Here is a 24,487-nt window from a genome sequence, read left to right as displayed (position 1 = left end):
AACGCTGAATAAAATTGCCTACACTTTAACATTGATTTAGAAGCGACTACAAAATGCTTTCTATTAGGCAATAACAGCATAAATGAAGCACAGATTTTAAAAGGAATAAAAAATGAACAACCATATAAACTATGTAGAATTAGCAGCAAAAGACTTAGTAGCAACACAAGCTTTCTTCGAGCAGGTGTTTGATTGGCAATTTGAATCTTACGGGCCAGATTATATTGCGTTTGCAAATTCAGGCCTTGATGGCGGCTTTTTCCGAGCCGATGTGTCTTCTAAACAAGCGCAAGGTGGAGCGCTCGTAGTGTTGTACAGCGATGAATTGGAAGCCGTACAAAGCAAAGTAGAGCAAGCGGGCGGAGAGATAAGCAAGGCTATATTTGAATTTCCTGGCGGTCGTCGCTTTCACTTTATTGAGCCGAGCGGCAATGAATTTGCGGTGTGGTCTAAATAACTTGAGTTTAAAAATAATTAGTTGACATATTCCTTATTCAAACCTCAGCTTAAATAACCAGGCGATGTGCTGTAAAGCCCCTTTACAGCACACGTAAATACTGAAGTTTTACTGCAATAATCTTTCGTTTTCAGAACAGATAAAAACTTGAATTCGTTGCTATTGTGAACAATAGTTATTAAACACTGATGCAAACATCTCTTTGTGTTTGATACCTGCTTACTGCGTAATCAGCCGATAGACTTATCTAACGAGTTTAGATTCAGCGTAGAAGTGCCGATAGCAAGGGCAATCATTTTACAAAACACCGCTAAATGCATCTTCACCATACTTAGGTTTGATTAGGCAATGAGACGGATATTCTTAGTTGTTGGTATTTTACTCTCCTTAACCATGCTTATGGCCGATAAATTGGGCTTATTCTTACTGTCACCAGTGACTTTTATCATCATCATCGCTTTAGTTTTTTTGTTTGTAGCACTGCTTTGGTGGCAAGCTCAAGATACTAAAAAGATTATGGTTGATGATGACTCTACCGTGCCACAAGCGGTGTTAGACAGCGATGGCGTTATTCTACAAGCCAATGACCAAATGCAATCCATACTGGGTGTTGGCAGTACAGTAATAGGGTTAAAACTTGAAAATTTAATCGCTGTGAGCGGTAACATCCATAGCGAGGGGAAGAGTGGTGCAACAAGCATGTTCGAAGCGCTTGTTATGCAAAGTTATGGTAATTGCACGACTAAACACAGTGGCAAAGTTATTAGTCCTGTTACTTTACCAATTAAAGTCGCGGATACCGTTACAGGGTATCTCTGTTATTTTAATACTAGCAACAGAGAAAACCGCCTCGCTCAAGCACTAGAAGAAGAAAAGGAATTGCTCGAAGTGACGCTGAGCTCTATTGGTGATGGCGTGATCTGTACAGACGTAAATGGCGTGATCACTTATATTAATCCAGTCACAGAAGCCATTCTCGCGATGTTAAATGAAGAAGTGGTCGGGCGGCGATTTGATGATGTGATGTCTATGTATCACGAAGAAACCAAAGCTTCGGTGAATCAATTCCCTGAACTTTGCCTAAAGCAAGGCCATACCATTTGTTTACCTGAACTCACTTCCATCACCAATCATCTTGGTCTTACCTTTGCTATCCAAGATTCCTTCTCTCCTATTATAGCTAAAGATGGCAGCTACCTTGGCACTGTAATGGTCTTTCAAGATGTGACAGAGTCGAGATTGATGGCGAAAAAAATGAATCACCTAGCTCATCACGATGCATTAACTGGGTTACCCAATCGCTTATTGCTGCATGACCGTTTAGTGCAGGCTTGTAAACGAGCCAAGCGCATGAGTCACCAGTTTGCTTTGGTATTTATTGACGTCAACAAATTCAAAAAAATCAACGACTCACTGGGACACGATTATGGCGACTTATTACTCAAAGAAATTGCGAGTCGATTAACTCAGCAAATTCGAGGATGCGACACCGTTGCCAGAATGGGGGGCGATGAATTTGTGTTACTCATTGACGGGATCCAAGATAAAAAATATGTACGTAAGGTGGTGAGTAAAGTATTGAGTAGCGTTAATGGACAATATTGTTTGCGCCAAGTTAGTCTAAAAGCCACGGTGAGTGCTGGCGTTGCAATTTACCCTGATGATGGTGACAACACGGAAGCTTTGTTAAAGCATGCTGATACCGCAATGTATCGAGCTAAAAAAGCCACACAAACGGAGTTTCAATTTTATAACGCACGCCTAGATCACGAATCGGAGCAGCGTTTAGTGCAAGAAAGTCGGATCATTCAGGGGTTAGATAATCGAGAGTTTATTCCTTATTACCAGCCTATTGTCGATGCGCATACCCGCAAGATTAAAAAACTTGAAGTGCTCGCAAGGTGGCAGCAAGATGAACAATTGTTGGTACCTGAAGACTTTTTTGAAGCGGCATGTGATGGCGATCTGATGGTAGAAATTGGGCAACAGCTCAGAGCACTGGCCTTTCAGGCGATGAAAACATGGTTTTACGAGTACGATAATCTCGTGGTTAGCTTTAATTTTTCGCTTGCTGAACTTACCAATAAAACAGTAATAAAGAACTTTATGGAGCAGGCTGCGCAACATCAGTTGCCATCTCGGCAAATTGAAATAGAAATCAAAGAAGTTGACCTGATAGAGCTACTTGATAAAGCACCGGAAGTGATGGCGGAATTAGAGCAAACTGGTATGCGGATCTCAATTGATCATTTTGGTGTTGGGCATACCAGCATGCTGTACTTGCAAAAACTTACGTTTGAAACCATTAAAATTCCACCAGCTTTCCTTGCTACCCCTCAGTCGGTTGCCTCACAAAATGATATTGCAAAACTGATTGTACAGATGGCAAAGAGCTTGGATGTAGAATGTGTAGCGGTAGGTGTTGAGACCGCGTTGCAAGCTAAGTCTCTTAATCTCAATGGCTGTCACCTTATCCAAGGCAACCACCTTTTTGCTCCGGCTACAGAGTCCGAGATCACCCCGATTCTCAGTACCCATATGAGCATAGAACGGCGCAGATTAGGTCAAAACTAGGTACATTCTAGTAACTCAAATCTTTATCGTTTATGCGGTATGTAAGTACTTTTCGTTGAAATAGACAAACACCTCATCATTTTAGGCAAACATTCATAATTACGCTTACCTATACTAGATAGCAACAAAGCGCAGTGTTCTTGACAATGTATATCAGCGCATTAGTCACATTTATTTTTGAGGGTTTCACATGAACAAAGTTACTTTTCCAAACACAAATGGCTTAGCTATCACGCTTTCAGGTTTACTCAATTTACCTACAGAGTTTGACGAGTTGAAGACTTATCCTGCCATTGTTGTTTCTCATCCCGGTGGTGGCGTAAAGGAACAAACTGCTGGCACCTATGCATCTAGATTGGCGGAGCAAGGGTTCGTTACCATCGCCTACGATGCTTCATATCAAGGGGAAAGTACGGGTGAGCCTCGTCAATTAGAAAACCCACATGTGCGTACCGAAGATATCAGTGCTGTGATTGATTACCTTACGACCCTGCCATTTGTTGATAACGATCGAGTTGGTGTCATGGGGATTTGTGCTGGCGCTGGCTATTCGGCGAATGCAGCAATCAATGACCAAAGAATTAAAGCGGTTGGTATGGTCAGTATGGTAAATATTGGACAAATGTTTAGAAATGGTTGGGATAATAGCGTAGCTGATGCACTTGCTATGCCTTATATTCAGGCGGGGTCTGACGCTCGCTCTGCTGATGCAAATAGCGATGAAACAGCAACAATCCCTTTAGCACCCCTTAGAGAAGAGGATGCCCCTAACGAAGAACTTCGCCAAGCGTGGGAATACTATCATACAGCGCGAGCCGCACACCCTACTGCGCCAGGTTTTGCAACTGCGCGAAGCCTGACTCAAATCATTACATACGATGCTTTTTTTAAGTCTGAAGCCTTCCTTACCCAACCTCTACTTGCGGTAGTTGGCAGTGTTGCAGGTAGCAAATGGATGAGCGATGACCTGATAGCAAGAGCGGCTTCAACGGACAAAACCATGCATGTTGTTAACGGAGCAAACCACATGGAATTGTACGATGGCGAAGCGCAAGTCAATGAAGCCGTAAGCGTGTTAACAGCGTTTTTCAAACGTACGCTTTAGGTTTGGCTGTAAATGGGTAATTACCACTCGTTACTTGGAGTTGGAGATAACAATGGTTCAGCAAGAAATTACGTTTAGAAATAAAGACATGGCTTGGGATATCGCCGCACTGATGCTAACCCCAGATGACTTTAATCCCTTGAACAAATACCCAGCGGTAGTGTCAGTACATCCGTTTGGTAGCTGTAAAGAGCAAACGTCGAGTGCTATCTACGGACGAGCACTGGCCGATGCTGGCTATGTGGTTATTGCTTACGATGCCAGCTTTCAGGGTCGTTCGGGAGGGCTACCGCGATACAAGGAAGATCCGCATCAGCGAGTTGAAGATATTAGCCATGCAATAGATTATCTTGTTACCTTAGATTTCGTGGATGCAAACCGTATTGCTTCACTTGGGATCTGTGGCGGCGGTGGTTATGTATTTAATTCAGCGCTTACAGAGAAAAGGATAAAAGCCACGATCGGCGTGACGCCCGTTAACCTTGGTCGTTTATTCCGTGAAGATTTCTCTGAATTTAATCCTTTAGGTACGCTTGAGGCGATATCACAGCAGCGTACCGCGGAAGCATTGGGGGCTGAAGGGCAAGTAAATGAGCTGCTACCGCCAAGCCTAGAATTTGCTAAACAAAACGGCTTAACGGAGCGTGATGTTTTTGAAGCGACCGAGTATTACAAAACAAAACGAGGCCAAGCTGAGGGCGGTGCAACGCGGATGTTGTTTTCGCACGCGAACAAAATTTTAAGTTGGGACGCGTTCGCATATGCTGAAACGTTGATGACACAGCCTATGATGGCCATTGTTGGCCAAAAGGTAGGTGCGTTTGGCGCTTACCGTGATGGTAAGGCAATATACGGGAAGTCATTTGCTTCGGCAGACAGGCAATTGGTTGAATTATCAGAGTGGTCTCATTACGATCTTTATGATCATCCAGAAGCCGTTGCGTTAGCCGTGGAGCAAATTATTCCATTTTTAGCTAAGCATGTGTAAGCACTAAGGGGGAGGTTAAATGGTTGAGGATTATCGTGAACTCGTGAAGCCACTGGCACAGTGTGTACTGCTGTGTTGTAAAAAGTCCGGAGATCATGAGAGCCAAGTACAAAAGCTCTCCATGCATATTCGCAGTGCCCCAACAGAGCCATTACATTGTATTTATACGTTGAGTTTGGCGGTGGTGCTTCAAGGTACAAAGCAAATCTCGATAGATAACGAAATTTTGTTTTGCTCCGCAGGCCAAGCTATGCTGACGACGTTTGATTTACCGCTCATTTCTCATGTGACCGAAGCCTCTCGCCATCACCCCTTTGTTGGTATGCTTGTTAAACTCGATTACAACCTTATTTTGCAAACTGCGGCGGAGCTCAACTTAAGTAAGCCCGCAAAGCAGTCAGTCTCCAAATCTATCTCAATACATCATATTGATGCAGGCTTAACCGATGCATTGTCTCGATTATTTTCTCTTGAGTACGACGCAAATTTAAGAGATAGCTTAGCGCCGCTTATTGAAAAGGAAATCGTCATTAGATTGCTACAGGGGCCGCATGCTGAGATCTTAACTCGGTTGGCTTTTGAGGGGTCTGCAAGCAGTCAAATTGTAAAAGCTGTGAGCTGGCTTAAAACCAACTTTATGCGACCAATTGAAATCAATGAACTGGCAGAGCGAGTGCACATGAGTGCGTCTTCTTTTCGGCAGCATTTCAAAAGTACCACAGGCACAAGCCCATTACAGTATCTTAAGACCCTGCGTTTACAAGAAGCGCGAGAGCAAATGTTGATTAATGGTTTAGATGCCAACCAAGCTAGTGGTGTGGTGGGTTATGAGAGCCCGTCGCAGTTCAGCCGTGAGTACAGTCGATTATTTGGATTACCACCGCAAAAAGACATTCAAAGACTTAAATTGAGCTAAGTTTAATAAAAATATTCCTAAAACTTTCCCTTCGTTCGTTTATAGATTTACAGAGCTTCACTCACTTGCTCTGCCAACAACAAGAATGAAGGGAATACCATGAGCAATAATACATCTCGTTATAACAAACATCTTATTGCGCTTGCTATCAGTGGCGCGTTATTGGGTTCGCACACTGCGGTTGCACAAGCGAAAGAGACGCAAGAAACTACAGAAAAAAAGAAACTACTCGACCTTGAGCGAATTGTCGTGACTGGCAGCGGTGGGCGCGGCCAGACTAAATTGGAATCATCGGTCTCAGTGACCACATTAAACGCTGAGCAGTTGGCGCGAGAAGCACCGCTAGGTACGGCGGATCTACTGGAAAGCGTGCCAGGCTTTTGGGTTGAAGATTCAGGTGGTGAAACCAACAATAATGTTGCGCCTAGAGGACTACGTGGCGGTGAAGGTTTCCGTTACATCGGCGTTGAAGAAGACGGGCTACCTGTGGTGTACGACGGCGTTTGGGTTGATTTTTATCAGCGTCAAGATATTACGATTGAACATATGGAAGCGGTTCGTGGGGGCACCTCAGGTCTACTTACTACCAATGGCCCTGCGGCGTTAGTAAACTTTATTACCCGTAAACCGGATGACATTGAAGAAGCAACGATCCGCTTAACCGCTGCCGATTACGGCATGTATCGCGGCGAGTTTTTTTATGGCACGCCCATTAGTGACAACTGGAAAATGTCGATCGGTGGCTCTTATCGTCGTTCTGATGGCGTAAGAGACACAGAGTTTACCGCAGATCACGGCGGCCAACTTCGACTCAATTTAGTGCGTGAGTTCGACAAAGGCCAACTCACGCTGTCTGCCAAACACCTCAATGACCATACCACTTTCTTTGTGCCTATTCCGCTTAGAGATCAAAGCGACCCTAAAGGCATTGCTGGTGTTGACCCACAGCATGGCACCTTGATTGGTAATGGTCAGCGCTTTTTACACTATTTACAGCCTGATGGCAGCTATAAAACACGAGACCTTAAAGATGGGCAGCATACCAAGTTTAGTACGCTGGGCTATCACTTAGATTGGGAGTTAAGCGACCGTTGGCTGCTAAATACCGCTGGCCGTTACTCACAGTTTGAAAACGACATGTATATTTTGCTTAACTTCGATAACTCGACACTCGTCAATGCCAATACCCGACTTGGACAGCAAGATGTGCAAAATATGCTGGACCAGTTTGCCAGTGATGGCGCCGTTGCCGCACGGTATCGATACGTCGATAGTGGTGAAATACTGACAGATGTTAGCAATTTAAACGGAAACGGCTTAGTCACCACAAGCTACCCGCTTTACTCGCGCTACGATGCTGAGCAATTTGTTAATAAGCTCAATTTTACCTATGAAGGTGATCAGCACACGCTGACCATCGGGTGGTTATTTGCCTATGTAGATGCGGATTCCTTGCCAGTTGATAAATGGGAATCGCAGTTTTTAACGGAAGTAAAAGACAATGCTCGATTACTCGATATTGTTGCAGTTAACAGTAATCAGCAAGTGGTTGGTCAACTAACCGAGCACGGCTCAACAGGTTATGCTCCTGGCTGGGGTCAGGCAACCGCTTTTGGTACCAGTACTTCCAACTCTTTATTTATTAATGAACAATATCAAGCAACCGATAACCTTCGTATTGACGGTGGTGTACGGATTGAGTGGTTGGAGCTAGATAGCACCGCCTCCGCAACCACATTTGCACAGCCTGTTGCGGGCGCTTTTGACAGCGCTGGTAATGACATAGATAACAATCTTGCCAACAATTACGTCGATATGCCGTCACACAAATTCCTGTCAAAAACTCGTAGCGAAACCGAAACCGCATGGACGGTGGGATTCAATTATACCTTCTCGGATGATGTGTCAGTATTTGGTCGTTATGCCGACGCCTTCGAAATGCCAAGGTTAATGAGCTTCGGTCAGAATATTCACTCAGGGGTTGATGCCGACTTTAATGACAGCGTTAATCTAACCTTTAGCGAGTTGGGTGTTCGCTATGCTGGTGATTCAATTGGCGCATCACTGACCTTGTTTAGAACTAAATTTAATGACTTAGTGGAACGTAATTTTACCGGCAGCGATGGTGAAGTGGCGAATTAAACGATAGACACTGTCACCGATGGTCTTGAGTTTGAAACAGTGTGGCAGGCGCATGACAATTTACAGCTTGAGCTGACTGGCGTGTTGCAAGACCCAAAAATGGAAGGATTTACCGGAGCATTTGCACATTGGGAAGGCAAGCAAGTGAAGCGCACACCCAAAGTGCAGCTTAGGTTAACGCCAACCTACTACTTTGACGATGGTGATATCTATTTAACTATTCACCATTTAGGGGAGCGTTACTCAGATGGGGAGAATAAGTTTGAGCTCCCTGCCTACACCACAATCGATATGGGGGTGAATTATCGCTTTACCGACGCGGTTGCGCTGCATGTGAAAGCGACAAATATTAGTGATGAGCTCGGGTTAACCGAAGGAAACCCGCGGGCCATTAACGATGTTCAAGCAGGATACGACTATTACTATGCTCGGCCGATCTTAGGGCGCACCATCAGCGCCTCGCTGACGCTTAATTTCTAGTATTTCCCTTGCTAATTTGCACACTGCCCAGTGCTCATTAGTTCACTCAAGCCCGCTAAAAGCGGGCTTTTCTCAGGAAGTTATTTATGAACCAGAGTGTCTTTTATACATTTTTGCAAAGCAGTTTATTACTGTTTTCTTTGTTGCTCACACCACTTTGTGCAGCGCTACAGATCACCCCAAAACCACTGAGTGCTAGTGTTGGTAATGGTCACTTTAACCTTACCCATGACAGTAAAATTACCTTTAACCAGCAGCAAGCTCAAAGCGTTGCGCAGCAATTAGCGACCTTTTTACGCTCGCCTACGGGCTATCAGTTGCCAGTGTCTCAGGCTGATAGCACAACTAAAAATAGTATTGCCTTTAAGATTGTCGATATACCGCTATCTCAAGAGGGATATGCGCTGAGCGTGACGCCTGAAGGGGTTGAAATACAAGCGAATACTGCGACCGGATTATTTTGGGGGATGCAGTCACTGCGACAATTACTCCCTTCTGAGATAGAGTCGCGTATGCCCGTCAATCAGGCGAATTGGGCAATACCTGCGGTAGAAATAAAAGATCAGCCCCGATTCTCATACCGTGGCATGCATTTAGATGTAAGTCGGCACTTTTTCGATGTGGCGTTCGTGAAGCGTTATATCGATTGGCTGGCGATGCATAAATTCAATGTCTTTCAGTGGCACCTAACCGATGATCAAGGCTGGCGAATCGCCATTGATGCGTACCCTAAACTAACCGAGATTGGGGCAACACGGCCTCATACCGTGGTTGGCCATACCTATGATTATCAACCATTGTTTGATAATAAAACGGTATCGGGCTTTTATACCAAGGCGCAAATTAAGGAAGTGATTGAGTACGCGCAGGCGCGACATATTGAAGTGATCCCTGAAATCGATATTCCGGGGCATAGCAGTGCGATGCTTGCCGCATATCCCGAGTTATCTTGCCACCAGCGCGCAGTAAAGGTGCAGCCGCAGTTTGGGATTTTTGAAGATGTGCTTTGTCCCCGTGAAGACGTGTTTGCGTTTCTTGGTGTTGTATACAAAGAGGTTGCCGAGCTATTTCCGAGCCAATATATCCACATTGGTGGCGATGAGGTGATAAAAAAGCAGTGGTTAGAAAGCCCCGAGGTGAAAAAGTTGATGCAACAGCATCAGTTAACCACACCTGAGCAAGTGCAAAGCTATTTTATTAAACGGGTCGCTAAAATCGTCCAAAATCTTGGCAAAACGGTAATTGGTTGGGATGAAATATTAGAAGGAGGGGTGGCGGATGACGCCGTGATCATGTCTTGGCGGGGCACGGAAGGAGGCATCCAAGCTGCAAAAATGGGCCATCAGGTGATCATGAGTCCTTATCAATATATTTATTTTGATGCCTATCAATCGCGCAATCTTGACGAGCCCAAAGCCATCCACGGGCTTTCAAGTCTAAAAAACGTTTATCAATATGAGCCACAGCCCAGCCACTTAGGCGCTGAGCAACAAGCCTTTATTATTGGTGCGCAAGGTGCACTTTGGACTGAATATATAAAAACCCCTCGTCATGCTGAGTATATGCTTTTTCCGCGCTTGAGTGCGCTGGCCGAAACATTGTGGTCGGATAAAGCACAAAAGTCGTGGTCTGATTACAGCCAATATCGTTTACCCGCGCTTTTAAAACGCTACCAGCAGATGCACCTCAATACCGCTTATAGTAGCCATAAGCCTATTATTTCAAGCGAGGTTAACGGGCAGCGGCTCGTCGCCACCATCACCTCTGAAATTGCCGACACGGCTATTTACTATACCTTAGACGGCAGCGAGCCAACGCTACAATCGCAGCAATATCAAAAGCCACTAGTGATAACTGACGAAACGCAGCTTCGTGCCCGCAGTTATGTAAGCGATTTGGGGCAATTGGTAGGCGATGCGCGTTTAACCCTTTCACCTCATTTAGCGCTTGGAAAAGAAATAACGCTTGCCTCGCTAGCCGCCGAAGGCTCTGCGACTAAGCTGCAGGATGGTCAATTTGCTTATGATCAATTTTACAGCGTTGATGATTATGCGATTTTTTACGATACCGATCTTGAGGCGGTTATTGACTTAGATGCGTCAACGCAAGTGCAGCAGGTTAAGCTGGGCTTTGACAGCGGGCGACACAGACAACTGCACCCGCCAACACATATTCAAGTGCTGGGTTCAAGTGATAAACAGCAGTGGCAAACGTTAGCTGAGGTTAATAATCCGCGTGGGCCCATGTCGGTGTTGTCGTTTGCTCCTGTAAGTGTGCGCTTTTTAAAGGTGGTGGCCATTAATAGTAAGCAATCTGACGATATTCAAATCCCCAAACTTCCCCTGTATATCGATGAAATAGCGGTATATTAATCACACCAGCCCTAATACTAAATACGTAATTAGGGCATTATTTATGATTCCATTCCCAACTTCCTCGGCTCAAACGTTTACATAGATAGAGTGGCAGCAGTACGCGCTCTATCCGAACAATAACAATATTTTAGGAGCCAACATGTTTGCAAAAAAACAGATAATTACTGCCTCACTGTCAGGCTTAGCCTTGTTGACTGCGAGCCACTATAGCGTCGCACATCCTCACCCAGATAACTTAGCATTACGCTGGCAAGTCGTGGATCATGGCATTGGAGAGAATATCTTTCTTGGCAGTCTGACGATTACTAATAATGGTCTTGAGCCATTGGGTGAGTCTGGCTGGGCGCTTTATTTTAGCTCGGTAAGGCCGCCTGCAAGCGTACTACCAGGCTCAGATCCAAATGGTCAGTATGCGCGCCAGCATATCGCCGCACAGAATCTAAGTTTAGAAAATGCCGATGACGCAAAAAGTGGTGATTACTTTGTGCTTAAGCCCACAGCGGGTTTTGCCCCCATTCAACCGGGTGAATCTCGTACTATTGAAATCGTTGCACAGTATTGGCAAATGCTGAAAAACGACTCACCGTCGGGTTTTCACATTAGCTACAATAATCAAGCGCCTCAAGCTGTGCTGGTGGATGTGATGATGGACCCTAGCGATCCAAAACAAACAAAGCAAGCGGTTAACGATAATATGCCGGTGCAAACGTCCGCCATCCGATTCGCCGAAAACAGCGTGACGCACATGGCATTGCCGCTGAAAAATCGCTTGGTTCCGCAGCCCCATTCAGTGGTCACACCGAATGATGAATTCTTAACTTTGATGAGCCAATTAACCAGTATTTCAGCGCCAGCTTCACTGGCTAAAGAAGCCACCTTCTTACAAACGGCACTGCGCGATATTCTGAGTGGCACATTTGCGATTAATAGCACCGTGCAAAATGGCCCGAACCTTATCAAGTTGCAGCTAGACCCAAATCTCGATACCAATCAAGACAATCAGCCGGACGCAAGTGGTTATAAGCTTGAGGTCGATGCATTTTCGGGGATCACCATTACTGGAAGTGACGCCCAAGGGGTGTTTTATGGTATTCAAACACTTCGTCAAATGATCCCCACCGCTGTGTATAAAACGGCTAAAAACTCAGCCACTTTGTCCGACAATGCCGTACTACCCGCTAGCACTATTTTGGATGCACCACGGTTTGAATATCGAGGCATGATGCTGGATGTGTCGCGTAATTTCCAAAGCAAAGAAACGGTATTTAAGTTGTTGGACTTGATGGCATTTTACAAGTTAAACAAATTTGAAATTAACCTTGCCAACGATGAAGGTTGGCGACTAGAAATACCGGGTATTCCTGAACTCACCGAGTTTGGGGCAAAGCGGGGATATGACCTGAGCGAAAGCACGATGCTGCATACGTTTATGGGAGCTGCCAATGGTTTTGCACCAGGAGATGGGATTGAAAATAAGCCCACGGATGAAACCGCAGCAAACTTAGGCACCGCGCCTAGTTATCAGGGCTTTGAAATTGCTCAGCAAAACTTTCTCGGTAAAGGCTGGGGCTACTACACGGTGAATGATTTTAAAGAAATTCTTCAGTATGCCGCTGACCGTCATATTGATGTGATCATCGAATATGATTTTCCAGCCCATGCGCGCGCAGCAATCAAAGCGATGGAGTATCGCTACAACAAATACAAAGATAGCGACCCAGCTGAAGCAAATCGTTTTAGGTTGATTGATCCGCTCGACCAGTCGCAGTATTACACCCCACAATTTTATACCGACAACTTTATTAACCCAGCGCTTGAGAGCACCTTTACTTTCCTCAACCATGTGGTGAAAGAAACACGCGCCATTTATGATGCCGTGCCCGATGCAACATTGACTCGGCTGCATGGCGGTGGTGACGAGCTGCCGCATTTAGGCCCGAATGAATGGTGGGCGCAATCTCCAGCGGTCGATCAAAACCCAGCTACGGCGGGCAAAACCGATGCAGAGTTGTTTGACTACTTCTTTTTACGCTGGAAACAGATAGTCAATCAGCATGGTTTTGATATGGCAACTTGGGGCGATGTGTTATCGCACAATGGTACGGGTAATGTAAGTTACGGTGAGATATTCCCCGTGTTTTGGAATAACGTGTGGGGTTGGGGCAATGAGCATCAGGCCTACAAGTTTGCGAACCAAGGTCATAAAGTCGTGCTGGCCCATGCGACAAACTTGTATCTTGACCTTGCGTATAACAAACATCCTGATGAAATTGGCTATCACTGGGCAGGTTACACAGATACCAAAAAGGCGTTTGAATATCGTCCGTTTAATATCTACGCTAACGCCGAGCATGACAAGCTGGGCAACCCAGTACCGTGGGACCCGAAATGGGTGTTACTGAGCGAAGCGGGTAAACAAAATGTTCAAGGTATTCAGGCGCAACTTTTTGGCGAAAACCAAAAGTCACCAGAAATTCTTGATTATATGACTTTCCCGAAATTACTGGGGGCCGCTGAGCGTGCATGGGTGCAAGATATGCCAGCGCAAGGCGCAGCGACTACCGAGGCTTGGCACACCTTTACCAACACTTTAGGACAATACGCTCTACCACTATTGGACTATTACCAAGTGGTCGATATTAATGCTCAAATACCACAGCAGGTCGGGGTAAATTATCGTATTCCATTACCTGGAGGCGCGATTGAAGGTGGTAAGTTAATCGTCAATACCCGGTTTGTTGGCATGGCTACGGAGTATTCGATTGACCAAGGCGTAACATGGCATCGCTATGAAGGGCCTGTGACATTGACCGCGTCATCTAAAGTACAACTCAGAACGGTGAGTGATTCGGGCAAGGTAAGCCGAGTCGCAACGGTTAATTAAGCAAATTGGTTTAAGCAACGCCAGCGAACCTATTAATTTATGGGTTCGCTGCACGCTAACACAAATGGAAGAGTAGGATGCGTATTCATGCCACCGTTATTATCTTTTAAGCGTAAAGCAGTCGATACCACTAAGGTAGCTGCAAACGACGACCTTGCACGTCGTCAACAGGTAGAGGAGTTGTTTTTAAAACAACAGCAAAAGCTGATCCGCCACATTATGGGCAAAGGGTTAGACAAACGTGAGGCGGAAGACGTTGCCCAAGAGGCGTTTGTGAAATTGCTTGGACTTGAGCAGGATAATGTCAGCAACTATATCGCCGCGTACTTGTATAAAATTGCAACCAATTTGGCCATTGATAAGCTGCGGCGTAAAGCGCGTAGCCCGTTTGATGACCGTGAGCACGATAGCGATCAAATGCCACAACCTTACGCAAGTGCTAACCCTGAACAAAACCACCACAACCAAGAGCTACTTAAAGAAATGGAAAAGTCTCTCGCAAGCTTACCCGACAAATGTAGGCTGGCTTTTTTATTGTATAAAATACGAGGTCAAAGCTATGAGGAGATAGCTTTGACCTTACAGATATCCCCAAGTATGGTAAGAAAATATGTATTACGTGCAGTTCGTCATTGCTACCAGCAGTTACAGCATGAGCTTTGATCATGAGTGTTAAGGATATAAACATGACTCCATTATTTGACGATTTAGCAATAATTGAAGAACAAGCCGCTGATTGGTTATTAGTCTTAGACGAGCAGCAGATCTCACCTCATGACAGCACTCAATATCCACAGCCGCTAAACGCTTGGCTAGCTGAAGATCCGCTACACAGTGATGTGTTCAACAAAATGTTGGAGCTTTGGACGCTTTCAGCCCAACTTGACGATGACTATGTTACTCAGCAGTTTGCACAGCAGGATGCACAAAACGCCACGGCTGCAACAGTCATTAAACCACAATCCAAACGCCGCGCTCAGTCTTGGTATCTTGCGATTGCCGCGACTTTGCTGCTGGTTGGTTTGGTGACTTTTATGGCACCAGAGCAGCCACTACAGCAAGCACCTGTTGCCATTGCTAAGCCAGCCCCTGTCGATACAGTGTACAGCGAGTTCTTTCAAACCAAGGTCAATGAGCATCGCACCATTACGCTTGATGATAATAGTCAGGTTGATTTAGGGGCCAATAGCCAATTGGCTGTTCGCTACAGCAACACTTCAAGAGAACTACTGTTGTACCAAGGTGAGGCGCTGTTTAGCGTGAGTAAAGACAAGCAGCGCCCGTTTATCGTGCGCTACCAAAACAGCCAAGTTGAGGCGCTAGGCACAGTATTTAATGTTCGCGCCAATCCGGCTTCAATTAGAGTCGATGTGCTTGAGGGCCGTGTGGCTGTGACTCAGCAACAAGCAATCAAATTGACCCAAGGGCAAGCGGTAGAAGTCACGCAGCAAGGCGAAGTTACCCGTAGTAAAGCCCAAGGTGAAGCGTTGACCATGGCGTGGCAAAAAGGCTACTTAGTGTATCAAAACGCAGAACTAGGCAATGTGCTTAATGATGTGTCGCGATATAGCGAAATCAAAGTGAAGTTAAGCGATCAACGCCTAGCAAAACTGACCTACAACGGCACCTTTTTAACCACTGAAATAGGCGATTGGCTCAATAGTTTAGAAAAAATTTATCCGATCACTGTGATGCAAAAAGGCGAGGAATACACCCTAATCGCAAATTAGCTAAAAGTGTCATAGCAAAGTCACAATATAAGTGGTACAAAGTTTATACAATAATAAATACATTGATTTAAACTATGTTATTCAAGCTATTAATCCCGCTGTTAGCGTGGTTAATATGGTTTGGTGGCGTTGCATTTGCTACCACGGATCATCAATTTAACTTGCCTAAAGCGACTTTGCAGCAGCGTTTACTCGATATTGCTGCGCAAAGTGGCTGGCAGTTAAGTGCAGCCGAAATTCCAGATAACATTAGCGTTGAGCAGATAACTGGCCGCTACACCCTCGAACAAGTCTTGCTTACCAGCTTTCAACAAGCCGCCTACAACTTTTCCCTAGACCCAGAGCAGCAGCGTATTTTTGTGACTCCTAAAAAACTTGATTCTGCACAACACTTTGAGCGCATTATCGTAACGGGTGTAAGCGGCAAAAACCGTAGCATTTTAAACTCGTCTATTTCAATCACTCAGCTTGCAAGCCTACAACTTGAAAAACAAACACCATATTCCAGTGCAGAAGCGCTTAAAAATATCACCGGTTTTTGGGTTGAAGACTCGGGTGGTGAAACTAACAATAACGTTGCGCCAAGGGGGCTTAGAGGCGGCGAGGGGTTTAGATTTATCAGCCTGATGGAAGATGGGTTGCCCGTGACCTATGACGGTATTTGGGGGGACTTTTTTTTACGTCCAGACTTAACCCATCAAGCCATTGAAGCGGTGCGTGGCGGCAGTAGCGGTATTTTTACGGTGAACGGGCCTGCGGCAATGGTGAACTATATCGGCAGGCGAGGCTCAGAAAATCCTTTTAATTTAGTGAAAGTGAGTCAGGGATTGAGCTATGACTACACCCGCTTTGATGGCGTATTTAGCGGAGCGTTGAATGATGAATGGTTTTATACGGTAGGCGGGTTTTATCGTACTTCCGACGGTATTCGGGAGCCGGGCTATCAAAGCGATTTAGGGGGACAGTTGAGTGCGCGCCTGAGCTGGTTAACCGATGCATTTGAGCTTGATTTTAGCTATAAACATTTAAACGATAAAACCAGCTTTTACGCGCCTTTAGTGATGCAAAATAGCGGCGAAATTCGAGAGCTGGCGAGCCTGCCTTATGACGATGGAACCCTACTGAGCGACGATCTCAGGTCGCTCACCTTCTTCACTCCAGAAGGACGCGTGCCGCGTGACCTAGAAGACGCTCAGCAAACACGCCTAAATAGCTACACTTTACTATTTAATACGCCGCTTTTTGAACACGTTAACCTGAGCAATCGTACGCGATTTTCAAGCCTAAACAATGATTTGTATACCTTAATGAATTTGGGCAACCAAACCATAGTCGACGCCACAAGCCGATTACAACACGCTGATATCACCGAATTTAAACGCCACTTTGCAAATAGCGCATTGCGCCCTCGATACTTACGTTATTCAGATAACACCTTAGTTGCCAACCCTGCAACCCTTAATGGTAATGGTCTCGTGACCGCTAGTTATCCTTTATATTCACGTTACAGGCAACAGCAGCTGGTAAATCATTTTAGTGTGGACTATCTCGACGCGCAGTGGTCACTGACCCTCGGCCATATTTACGCTCGAAGTGATTTCGACGAGTTACCACTAGATAAATGGCTTGGCGCGTTACTAACGGATGTAAAGCATCAACCAGAACGGCTGGACATCGTACTGGTTGATGGGCAAGAAAATGTGATTGCCAATTTTACCGAGCAAGGTTTTTTATCTTACGCCGGTCCCGTTTATTTAAGCGGTAGCGGCTTGTCTCAATCACATTCGCTGTATGCCAATATTGACTGGCAGCTCACTGAAAACCTTAGAGTTGATTTGGCACTTCGTAATGAACATCTGAATCTCACCAGCACGCTACTTGAAGGGGGAAAGTCGTACACGAACTCATCAAAAGCCGCTTATTATCACTATCTCCCGGCTGCCACTTTACGTGATTCATTTACGCAAAATGCGCTCAGTATTGGCGCAAATTACCAAATTGGCGACGCTATGGCGATATTTGCACGTTATTCCGACGCCTTTGAAATGCCACGGCTCATTAATTACGGCAATGGCCGCGGGTGGGCCAAAAGTGAAGAGGAGCGCGTACAACAAGACTTTGGCCAACCTATTCGCTTGGCGTTAGGTGAAGTTGGACTGCGTTATCAAACCGCTGATTGGCAGTTTAGTGGCGCGTTATTTGAGACCAAATTTGATCCGCTCCCGCTCACGGTGTATCGCGGTGCGGCTACGACTCAACAAGCCGTTTCAATCAATACCCAAACACGAGGGTTGGAGTTCGAATTTGACTATCAATATAGTCCGGCCTTGCAGTTTAGAGCGATAGGTGTGTGGCAAGACGCTGGGTTTTACGGCATTCCTAAGCAATTGCCACAAAGCGAATTTAATGGCAATCAAATAACGCGAACGCCGGAGTTACAACTACGACTGACGCCGGAATACAAAGCAGGACCTATTACCGCGGCTATCACCTGGTCGTATGTTGGTAAGCGCTATTCGGATATCGCCAATCGGTTTGCCTTACCAGCCTATCAAACATGGGACTTATTTACCGAGTTGGCAATTAATGAACAGATCAGCGCACAGCTTGAGGTTAAAAACCTCACCAATGCTTTGGGGCTAACAGAAGGCAATCCTAGGGATGATTTAAGCCACCAAGAGGCCATCTTTTACGCTAGACCCATTTTTGGTCGCACCATCAAACTTTCGTTAAGTTATCAGTTTTAAACAAAACCGTTATTATTCGAGCAATTCTATTCCTTGACTTAAAGTGAACTTGAAGTTGTATGCTCCTCTTAACCGAATGACAGTGAACAAACGATAAGAGGCAGAGGCAATGCAAAATAGCTTAGATAAAATCGTCAATGACATAAAAGCCAACTGGAGCGGGCTAAATTCAAGCACCACAGTAACTGTACGTGAATTGTTAAGCGAACTTACTCAGTCTCCACCGCACGAGCCTTGGCTTGCGAGCATTATGCGTGAAAGACTAGCATCAAAAACACTCTACCAAGACCCTGACCATGGTTTTATGCTGCTAGTCCATGCCGAAGAAAAGGGCACGTACCGCCCGCCCCATGATCATGGCGCCGGTTGGGTATTTTATGCCGTGCAATCCGGCGAAATGGAAATGACAACTTACAAACCCGTCACCACAGCAAGCGGCGAAACTCACCTTGTATCCCGAGGAACAGACACGCTCAAAGCCGGCGATTGCCGAGTGTTTCTACCCGGCGATATCCACGACACCCGCTGCTTAACAGACAACTTCGTTCAATATCGTTTAACCAGTTGTGACTTTAAAGAAGAGAAACGCTCAGGACGGATGATCCAGTATTTGAGTGAGGTGTAGTGGTTTGCAATAACTCAAGGCGATAGTGGGTTTAATAGTCGTTGCTGATATTTAATCATGCCGTTTTGAAGGGACTATGGCTGCTGAAAGCGAGGAACAGACGGTCGGCTCTGTGCCAAACTTGGATCTTCAAGGCGTGAACATGAAACTTTGTAGGGTGACGCCATCCGACAAAAATGATGAATTTACTTAGACACAGCCCGATTTACCACCTTGAAAGTCATCGGCGGACGTTAGTGGCGTCAAAATTTAATGGTGCAGCGTACTTTCTAAATTTACCTTGTCAAGCTATGCGTTGGCTTATTAGCGAGCATCTCTTTGTTGTAGGAAAAAATAAGTGACACCCTTCACTATTAGCAATGACCTATATTTTGGCGGGCTTAGAGCTGATTTAAATGATCGTGCAGACCTAAAAATGGTGTGTTTAAGCAAAGCTTTGAAAGCTAAAAACGCTTCGAGAGGGATAGCAAACGCGTAGCATTTTTATCATGCGTTGGTTTTTTGTGAAGCGGAAAGTAAGTAGTAGCGTTGTCTGCCTTTTAAGCAGGCGTGAATTAAAGGAGGAGTTTCATGAAATGTTTGGTTGTAGTGGCACATCCAGTTAGAGATAGTTTGTGTCATTACTTATGTTCTCAGGTTGTTGAACACCTCGAATCAAAAGAGTACGACATAACTATATTAGACCTATATCACCGTGAATTTGAGCCTGCTCTAACACACAAAGAGCGGCAGAGTTACTATGATAATTCATTTGATAGCAGTTTAGTTCAACAGGATATTGCACTTCTTACAGAAGCAGAGTCTTTGGTGTTGGTTTTTCCAACATGGTGGTTCGGTTTCCCTGCTATTTTAAAAGGTTGGTTTGACAGAGTTTGGGCTCCCGGACATGCATATGACCACGACAAAGACTTGGGGGCGATTAAGCCACGACTGAGTAAACTAACAGAAGTTAAAGTCGTGACGACGCTAGGCTCCCCTTGGTGGGTGGACACTTTTGTACTTTGGAAGCCTGTTAAGCGTGTACTCAAAATAGCTTTGCTTGGAGCGTGTGTTCCCAAGTGTAGTTTTAAGTATTTATCTTTGTATAAAAGTGAAAATGTATCAAAACAAAAAGTGGAACAGTTTGTACAAAAGATAAAAGCAAGTTTCTGAACACACAGCTTTAACAAGGTGCTACGGAACAGCTCTAAGAGAAGCCAAGTGACACCCATTACTATAATAATTAGTGGTAGGTGTCAGCGATTTGCAGCCCTAATCAAGCATACCCTCCTTGGCTAATATCAAAGCGCATCCATGCGCTTCTCGTTCATTCTTTTTAAACGACGAAAAAGAACGAACCAAGAAAACGTCGCCCCAGCATCACACTCAATCCTCAAATCCTAAGCCGATATAGTGCAACCGTCTTGTAAGGCACGTCCATGATGCCAGACAAGACTTGGCCGACATCCTGTCGGCACATTGCATATCAGCTTATGCTTTTCGGGTGTGATGGAGGGGGGGAATAAGTTGCTTGTGAGATCTTATACGCTTTTTACGATGAAGCTATTTGCAAGGGTTTCAAAAACTATCAGCATAGCCTCCTAATTAGCTGTGCGGATAGCTTTGTGGGAGATGTATGGACTCCTCCCCCTTATCGGGAGCAAGAGAAAATAAGTGACCCCCATCACTATAGTAATTAGTGGTGGGTGTCAGCGATTTGCTTTTAAGCGACCATAGTAAATTACACGCTAAGGACAAACCACATCAGAAACGATATCAATGTTGATTTGTGTCTTTGACATGATTATTTCTTCTCCACGATAATTGCAGTGATTGTTGTATCACCAACATTTTTAACTTGATGTTCCCATTGGTCATGCCACATCACGTAGCCATCCGGGATCTCCAAGGTTATGTCTTTTTCATTCGTTGTTATCGTCGCCTTGCCACCTTTTTCGAAGTAAACAGTCTCAGCCTTGTGTTTATGCCAGTTATCCTGTTCCCCTGGTTTGAGTGTCATTTTAAGTACGGTAACCTCTTCGTTCTCTAGCAGTAGTTGATATTGGTTTGGAGATGCAATGTGTGCAGCCTCGACCTTCGTGTCTTGTGCAAACGCATTTCCAAACAATAGGACTGAAGTAACAGCAGTAAATACAACCTTTTTCATAGGAATTCCTATTTATGCATACCACGAATAGGGTAGTTGTTTGCAGGATTTCGTATCCAACCTAAGCCACTAATCAATGACTGAAGTTCAGGTCTTACAAACGGGTTGTTTGAAATATCTACTACGTGAACTTTTCCTTCATTATTGACAACAAATAGCCCCGGCTCAGCAAATGGATGATCAGTTTCTTCAGGCGATCTTGGAGCTGATATAAACAACCCAAGTTCTTGCATTTGTTCAACAGTAAGACCGTATGCGATAGGGAAAGTCACATTAAGTCTTTCCATATGACTTTCGAGTTGTTCTTTACTGTCACCAGAAACGGCTATCAAATCTACGCCTGTTTGAGCGAGTTGGTCTTTCGCACTTTCTAACTGGTTTAAGTAGCGAGTACAAAGTGGGCAATGCTGCCCTCGGTAAACAACAACCATCTTCCAATCCAAACCATTTTCAAGCGTAGACAACTTTTTAATATCACCATTTAGAAGTGTGGTTTCAATTGCAGGAAAGTCTGAACCTGCATGAAGCTTATTGGTATAATCAATGCTCATGACTGTTCCTTAAAAATGCTTGTTAATGTGCGTTTCGAAACGTTTGAAGTCGTTTTCAACATCTGCGTTTTTCATCACATCAAAGCACGCAAATGTCTCCATTGGCTTCATTCCAAAGAACTTGAAGTTCATGTGCATAGGGAACATTAAATCGTCGATTGATTTCCCATCGAAGAATTCTTCTGGATCATTAAAGGCTTCTTCCGGCGCATTAAAGGTGAGAGACATCATGTATTTGGTGTTGGTTAACGTGCCGCCCTTACCATAGTTTTTCTTTGGTGATTCTGCTGTGCGACCGTCGCCAACACATAAAGCTCCTCCCATGCCTGCTGTGTATACTTCATCCATATACTTTTTGAATGACCAAGACACGCCCATCCAATTGCTTGGTGTTTGCAAAAATACAATGTCTGCCCATTGATGAAGTGCTAATTGCTCCTCCACATCATACCCGTCACTCATTGTTACTACGCGCGTGTTATAACCTTTATCTTCCAGCATGGTTATTGCCTTATCAATCAAGGCTGCATTTAGCTTACCTTCAGAGAATGGGTAATATTGGTGGGCATTAATAATTAATACGTTTTTAAGATCAGTAGTGCTCATAAAACAACTCCAAACTAAATTTCAGCAAAAATAAGTAAGAGAGACACTCTCCTACTCAATCAATATGTGGTATATTTTAGTAACCTGATTTAAGTTATCAATTAGTATACTTTTAGTAACCTAGTTGTTTTTTAGGAAAACTGATGGAAAGTGTCGTAAAAACAGACAGTAAAGGTAGAAAAAAAGTTTTAAATGCATGCACTGAACCCTGTGCTATCGAAAAAGGCATGCGTTTAATTGGCGGAAAGTGGAAAGGTTCCATTATTTATCACCTTAAAGATGAACCTGTAAGGTTTAATGACTTAACCCGTATGCTTGGCGGTGCCAGCAAAAAAATGGTCGACCAACGCCTAAAGGAACTAGAAAGTGAAGGGATGGTTCGTAGAAAAGTGATAAGTGACAGACCTGTCGCTGTAACTTATGAATTAACCGATTTTGGCAAAACCGCACTGAGTATTTTAGATGAACTCAGGATCTGGTCAGAGTCCCATCAAATTTAACAGTAGCTACTTTGAATTATTTAGCACAGCCCAATGCAGATTCTTATTTTGGAAATCTGCTTGGCGATTATGCAACACAAACAGCGGGTCGCATAAATACTAAAGTGTTAGGTATCGAACTTGACTTTATTTACTTTAATCACAATTATGATACTATCGGTAAACTAACCATTATGGTTACATGGAGACTGCGTGGCTGAATATGACTTAGGACTAGTAAGGGCAGCTGCTCAAAATCTGGATGTCGAATACAGAGGAAGAAAAGTAAGTCGAGATATTTCCAACTTAGGCTACAGCTTGTCCGACATTTGTAAATGTCTAAGTACTTTAACTCCTAGCGACTTTCATAAGACACACACCTATAGTGACAGGCCTCCAGATGATGAGTATATATGCCAATACCAAAGGGACCCAGAAGAAGAATTGATCGATGAACTTTATATAAAGTTTTGTCTTATTGATAATTACCTAGTAATCGATATAGCTTCTTTCCATTTGCCTCAATTTTGATTTTGAGGGGAGTAAAAAATGACAAATTGTAAATTATGTAAATCTGAGCAAGTTAATCAGTTTTCTGAATTAGAAACTATTATTTACAAAGAGAGTGAACTCTCCGTTGAGATGGAGTATTCGGTCTGTGAAAATTGCGGAAGAGAGTTTGTTTCTAAGCAACAAATTTTAAATAATGATGCGCGGATTAGAGATGCTAAGAAAGTCGTTGATGGGCTATTAACATCCACAGAGATCCTTGAAGCTAGAGAAAGTTTAGGCTTAACTCAAGAGCAGGCCTCTTTGGTTTTTGGTGGTGGTAGAAATGCTTTTTCAAAATATGAAAGAGCAGAGGTTTCACAAAGCGCTTCGATGGATAAATTAATTCGAATGTGCTTAAAACATTCAAATATTTTTCATGAACTTTTAACTGAAGCTGGTATTAAAATACCTCAAGAGCAGCTTTGTTATGAGCATAACGTAGTTAGTTATAAGCTTCATAAAGCTGCAAACCAAGGACGATTCAATCAAGTTAGTACGATTGAAAGTATCGAAGAGCGCGCATATGGATAAACGATTAATAGCAGAAGCCATCGAATCTTTAGAGCTATTGGATATACACCTTTATTCGTCCTCATTGAAGCGGTTCGAAGAAATATATATAGACAATTATCCTGATGAAATGGCTCAACAGAATAAACTCTCAGTTAAAGCTGAAGTACTTGAACCAGAAGACAAAGAGGATGACTCAAGAGTTATTAATGCAAAAGTTAATTTTGGGCTCAAGTTTATAGTAGAAAATAAAGATTCTGAACAAACAAATCTTGCGGAAATTGAGGCGTGCTTTATTGCAAAGTATCATCAACGTTCGCAGTTGTCAGAGGAAGGCATTCGAGAATTTTTAAGATTTAACGTTGTTCATAATGTTTGGCCATTTTGGAGAGAGTTCGCGTTTAGTGCTGCTGCACAAGCTAAATTACCAACACCTATGATATCTCTTTTTAAGCCATCCCAAGAAGATGCCTAGCAAAACGCTGTTGGCACTCCCTTTGGTTGCAGGGGCGCAAATACGAGGTTGTAGTCTCGCGTTTGCGCCCCAAAGCTTAGCGTTACCGTCGTCCGCAATTGGCAAATATGCGGCTCTTAGATTTGATTGAATCCTATCAATCGGG

19 protein-coding genes and 1 pseudogene are annotated in these 24,487 nt (G+C 44.2%); 17 read left to right on the top strand and 3 right to left on the bottom strand.

Annotated elements, in window-relative coordinates; translation table 11 throughout:
* Window positions 1–112 precede the first annotated feature (112 nt).
* The 13 genes and pseudogenes from DS891_RS09315 (at window position 113) to DS891_RS09255 (ending at window position 20,175) form a co-directional block, all read left to right on the top strand.
* Window positions 113–457 carry a VOC family protein gene (locus tag DS891_RS09315; protein WP_010603872.1) on the top strand — a complete coding sequence of 115 codons (345 nt, stop codon included), beginning with the start codon at window positions 113–115 and terminating at the stop codon, window positions 455–457.
* Between the two features lie 348 nt (window positions 458–805).
* Window positions 806–3,031 (top strand): EAL domain-containing protein, encoded by a 2,226-nt coding sequence (locus DS891_RS09310; protein ID WP_254605783.1) that lies wholly within the window; start codon window positions 806–808, stop codon window positions 3,029–3,031.
* A 190-nt stretch (window positions 3,032–3,221) separates the two neighbouring features.
* The gene (locus tag DS891_RS09305; RefSeq protein WP_010603870.1) at window positions 3,222–4,136 is read left to right on the top strand and encodes an alpha/beta hydrolase; all 915 of its coding nucleotides are present in this window, start codon (window positions 3,222–3,224) and stop codon (window positions 4,134–4,136) included.
* A 52-nt stretch (window positions 4,137–4,188) separates the two neighbouring features.
* Window positions 4,189–5,124 (top strand): alpha/beta hydrolase, encoded by a 936-nt coding sequence (locus DS891_RS09300; protein ID WP_174169624.1) that lies wholly within the window; start codon window positions 4,189–4,191, stop codon window positions 5,122–5,124.
* Window positions 5,125–5,143: 19 nt separating this feature from the next.
* The gene (locus tag DS891_RS09295; protein WP_174169623.1) at window positions 5,144–6,040 is read left to right on the top strand and encodes an AraC family transcriptional regulator; all 897 of its coding nucleotides are present in this window, start codon (window positions 5,144–5,146) and stop codon (window positions 6,038–6,040) included.
* Between the two features lie 99 nt (window positions 6,041–6,139).
* Window positions 6,140–8,662: pseudogene (locus DS891_RS09290) on the top strand (TonB-dependent receptor).
* An 86-nt stretch (window positions 8,663–8,748) separates the two neighbouring features.
* Window positions 8,749–11,034, top strand: coding sequence for a beta-N-acetylhexosaminidase (locus DS891_RS09285; RefSeq protein ID WP_174169622.1), 2,286 nt, complete (start codon window positions 8,749–8,751; stop codon window positions 11,032–11,034).
* Between the two features lie 142 nt (window positions 11,035–11,176).
* Window positions 11,177–13,921, top strand: a complete 2,745-nt coding sequence (locus tag DS891_RS09280) for a family 20 glycosylhydrolase (RefSeq protein WP_174169621.1) — start codon at window positions 11,177–11,179, stop codon at window positions 13,919–13,921.
* An 87-nt stretch (window positions 13,922–14,008) separates the two neighbouring features.
* On the top strand, window positions 14,009–14,584 hold the full coding sequence (locus DS891_RS09275) for an RNA polymerase sigma factor (RefSeq protein ID WP_174169620.1): 576 nt from the start codon (window positions 14,009–14,011) through the stop codon (window positions 14,582–14,584).
* Window positions 14,585–14,607: 23 nt separating this feature from the next.
* Window positions 14,608–15,651, top strand: coding sequence for a FecR domain-containing protein (locus tag DS891_RS09270; protein WP_174169619.1), 1,044 nt, complete (start codon window positions 14,608–14,610; stop codon window positions 15,649–15,651).
* A 74-nt stretch (window positions 15,652–15,725) separates the two neighbouring features.
* A complete protein-coding gene (locus DS891_RS09265) occupies window positions 15,726–18,398 on the top strand; it encodes a TonB-dependent receptor (RefSeq protein WP_174169618.1) in 2,673 nt (890 codons plus the stop codon).
* A gap of 109 nt (window positions 18,399–18,507) precedes the next feature.
* On the top strand, window positions 18,508–19,023 hold the full coding sequence (locus DS891_RS09260; RefSeq protein WP_088532828.1) for a hypothetical protein: 516 nt from the start codon (window positions 18,508–18,510) through the stop codon (window positions 19,021–19,023).
* Between the two features lie 570 nt (window positions 19,024–19,593).
* Window positions 19,594–20,175 (top strand): NAD(P)H-dependent oxidoreductase, encoded by a 582-nt coding sequence (locus DS891_RS09255; RefSeq protein WP_174169617.1) that lies wholly within the window; start codon window positions 19,594–19,596, stop codon window positions 20,173–20,175.
* Between the two features lie 631 nt (window positions 20,176–20,806).
* Here the strand turns inward: DS891_RS09255 and DS891_RS09250 are convergent.
* Genes DS891_RS09250 through DS891_RS09240 form a run of 3 tightly spaced genes read right to left on the bottom strand, consistent with a single transcriptional unit; the run spans window position 20,807 to window position 22,326 of the window.
* The gene (locus DS891_RS09250) at window positions 20,807–21,169 is read right to left on the bottom strand and encodes a cupin domain-containing protein (protein WP_174169616.1); all 363 of its coding nucleotides are present in this window, start codon (window positions 21,167–21,169) and stop codon (window positions 20,807–20,809) included.
* Between the two features lie 8 nt (window positions 21,170–21,177).
* Window positions 21,178–21,720, bottom strand: coding sequence for a peroxiredoxin-like family protein (locus tag DS891_RS09245; RefSeq protein WP_174169615.1), 543 nt, complete (start codon window positions 21,718–21,720; stop codon window positions 21,178–21,180).
* Window positions 21,721–21,729: 9 nt separating this feature from the next.
* Window positions 21,730–22,326, bottom strand: coding sequence for an NAD(P)H-dependent oxidoreductase (locus DS891_RS09240; RefSeq protein ID WP_017217774.1), 597 nt, complete (start codon window positions 22,324–22,326; stop codon window positions 21,730–21,732).
* A 143-nt stretch (window positions 22,327–22,469) separates the two neighbouring features.
* Between DS891_RS09240 and DS891_RS09235 the strand changes: the two genes are divergently transcribed.
* From DS891_RS09235 to DS891_RS09220, 4 genes are all read left to right on the top strand, one after another.
* Window positions 22,470–22,826 (top strand): helix-turn-helix domain-containing protein, encoded by a 357-nt coding sequence (locus tag DS891_RS09235; protein ID WP_017217773.1) that lies wholly within the window; start codon window positions 22,470–22,472, stop codon window positions 22,824–22,826.
* Window positions 22,827–23,018: 192 nt separating this feature from the next.
* The gene (locus DS891_RS24815) at window positions 23,019–23,336 is read left to right on the top strand and encodes a type II toxin-antitoxin system MqsR family toxin (RefSeq protein ID WP_174169614.1); all 318 of its coding nucleotides are present in this window, start codon (window positions 23,019–23,021) and stop codon (window positions 23,334–23,336) included.
* Between the two features lie 18 nt (window positions 23,337–23,354).
* Complete coding sequence (locus DS891_RS09225; protein WP_174169613.1) at window positions 23,355–23,888, top strand: type II toxin-antitoxin system MqsA family antitoxin; 534 nt, start codon at window positions 23,355–23,357, stop codon at window positions 23,886–23,888.
* Window positions 23,881–24,342, top strand: a complete 462-nt coding sequence (locus DS891_RS09220) for a hypothetical protein (RefSeq protein WP_174169612.1) — start codon at window positions 23,881–23,883, stop codon at window positions 24,340–24,342. The genes DS891_RS09225 and DS891_RS09220 overlap by 8 nt, the downstream gene beginning before the upstream one ends.
* The last annotated feature ends 145 nt before the right edge of the window (window positions 24,343–24,487 follow it).

It is taken from the genome of Pseudoalteromonas sp. JC28 (assembly GCF_013319255.1).
GTDB lineage: Bacteria > Pseudomonadota > Gammaproteobacteria > Enterobacterales > Alteromonadaceae > Pseudoalteromonas.
Note: the sequence above shows the minus strand (reverse complement) of the source record. Positions and strands in the feature narration are given on the sequence as shown.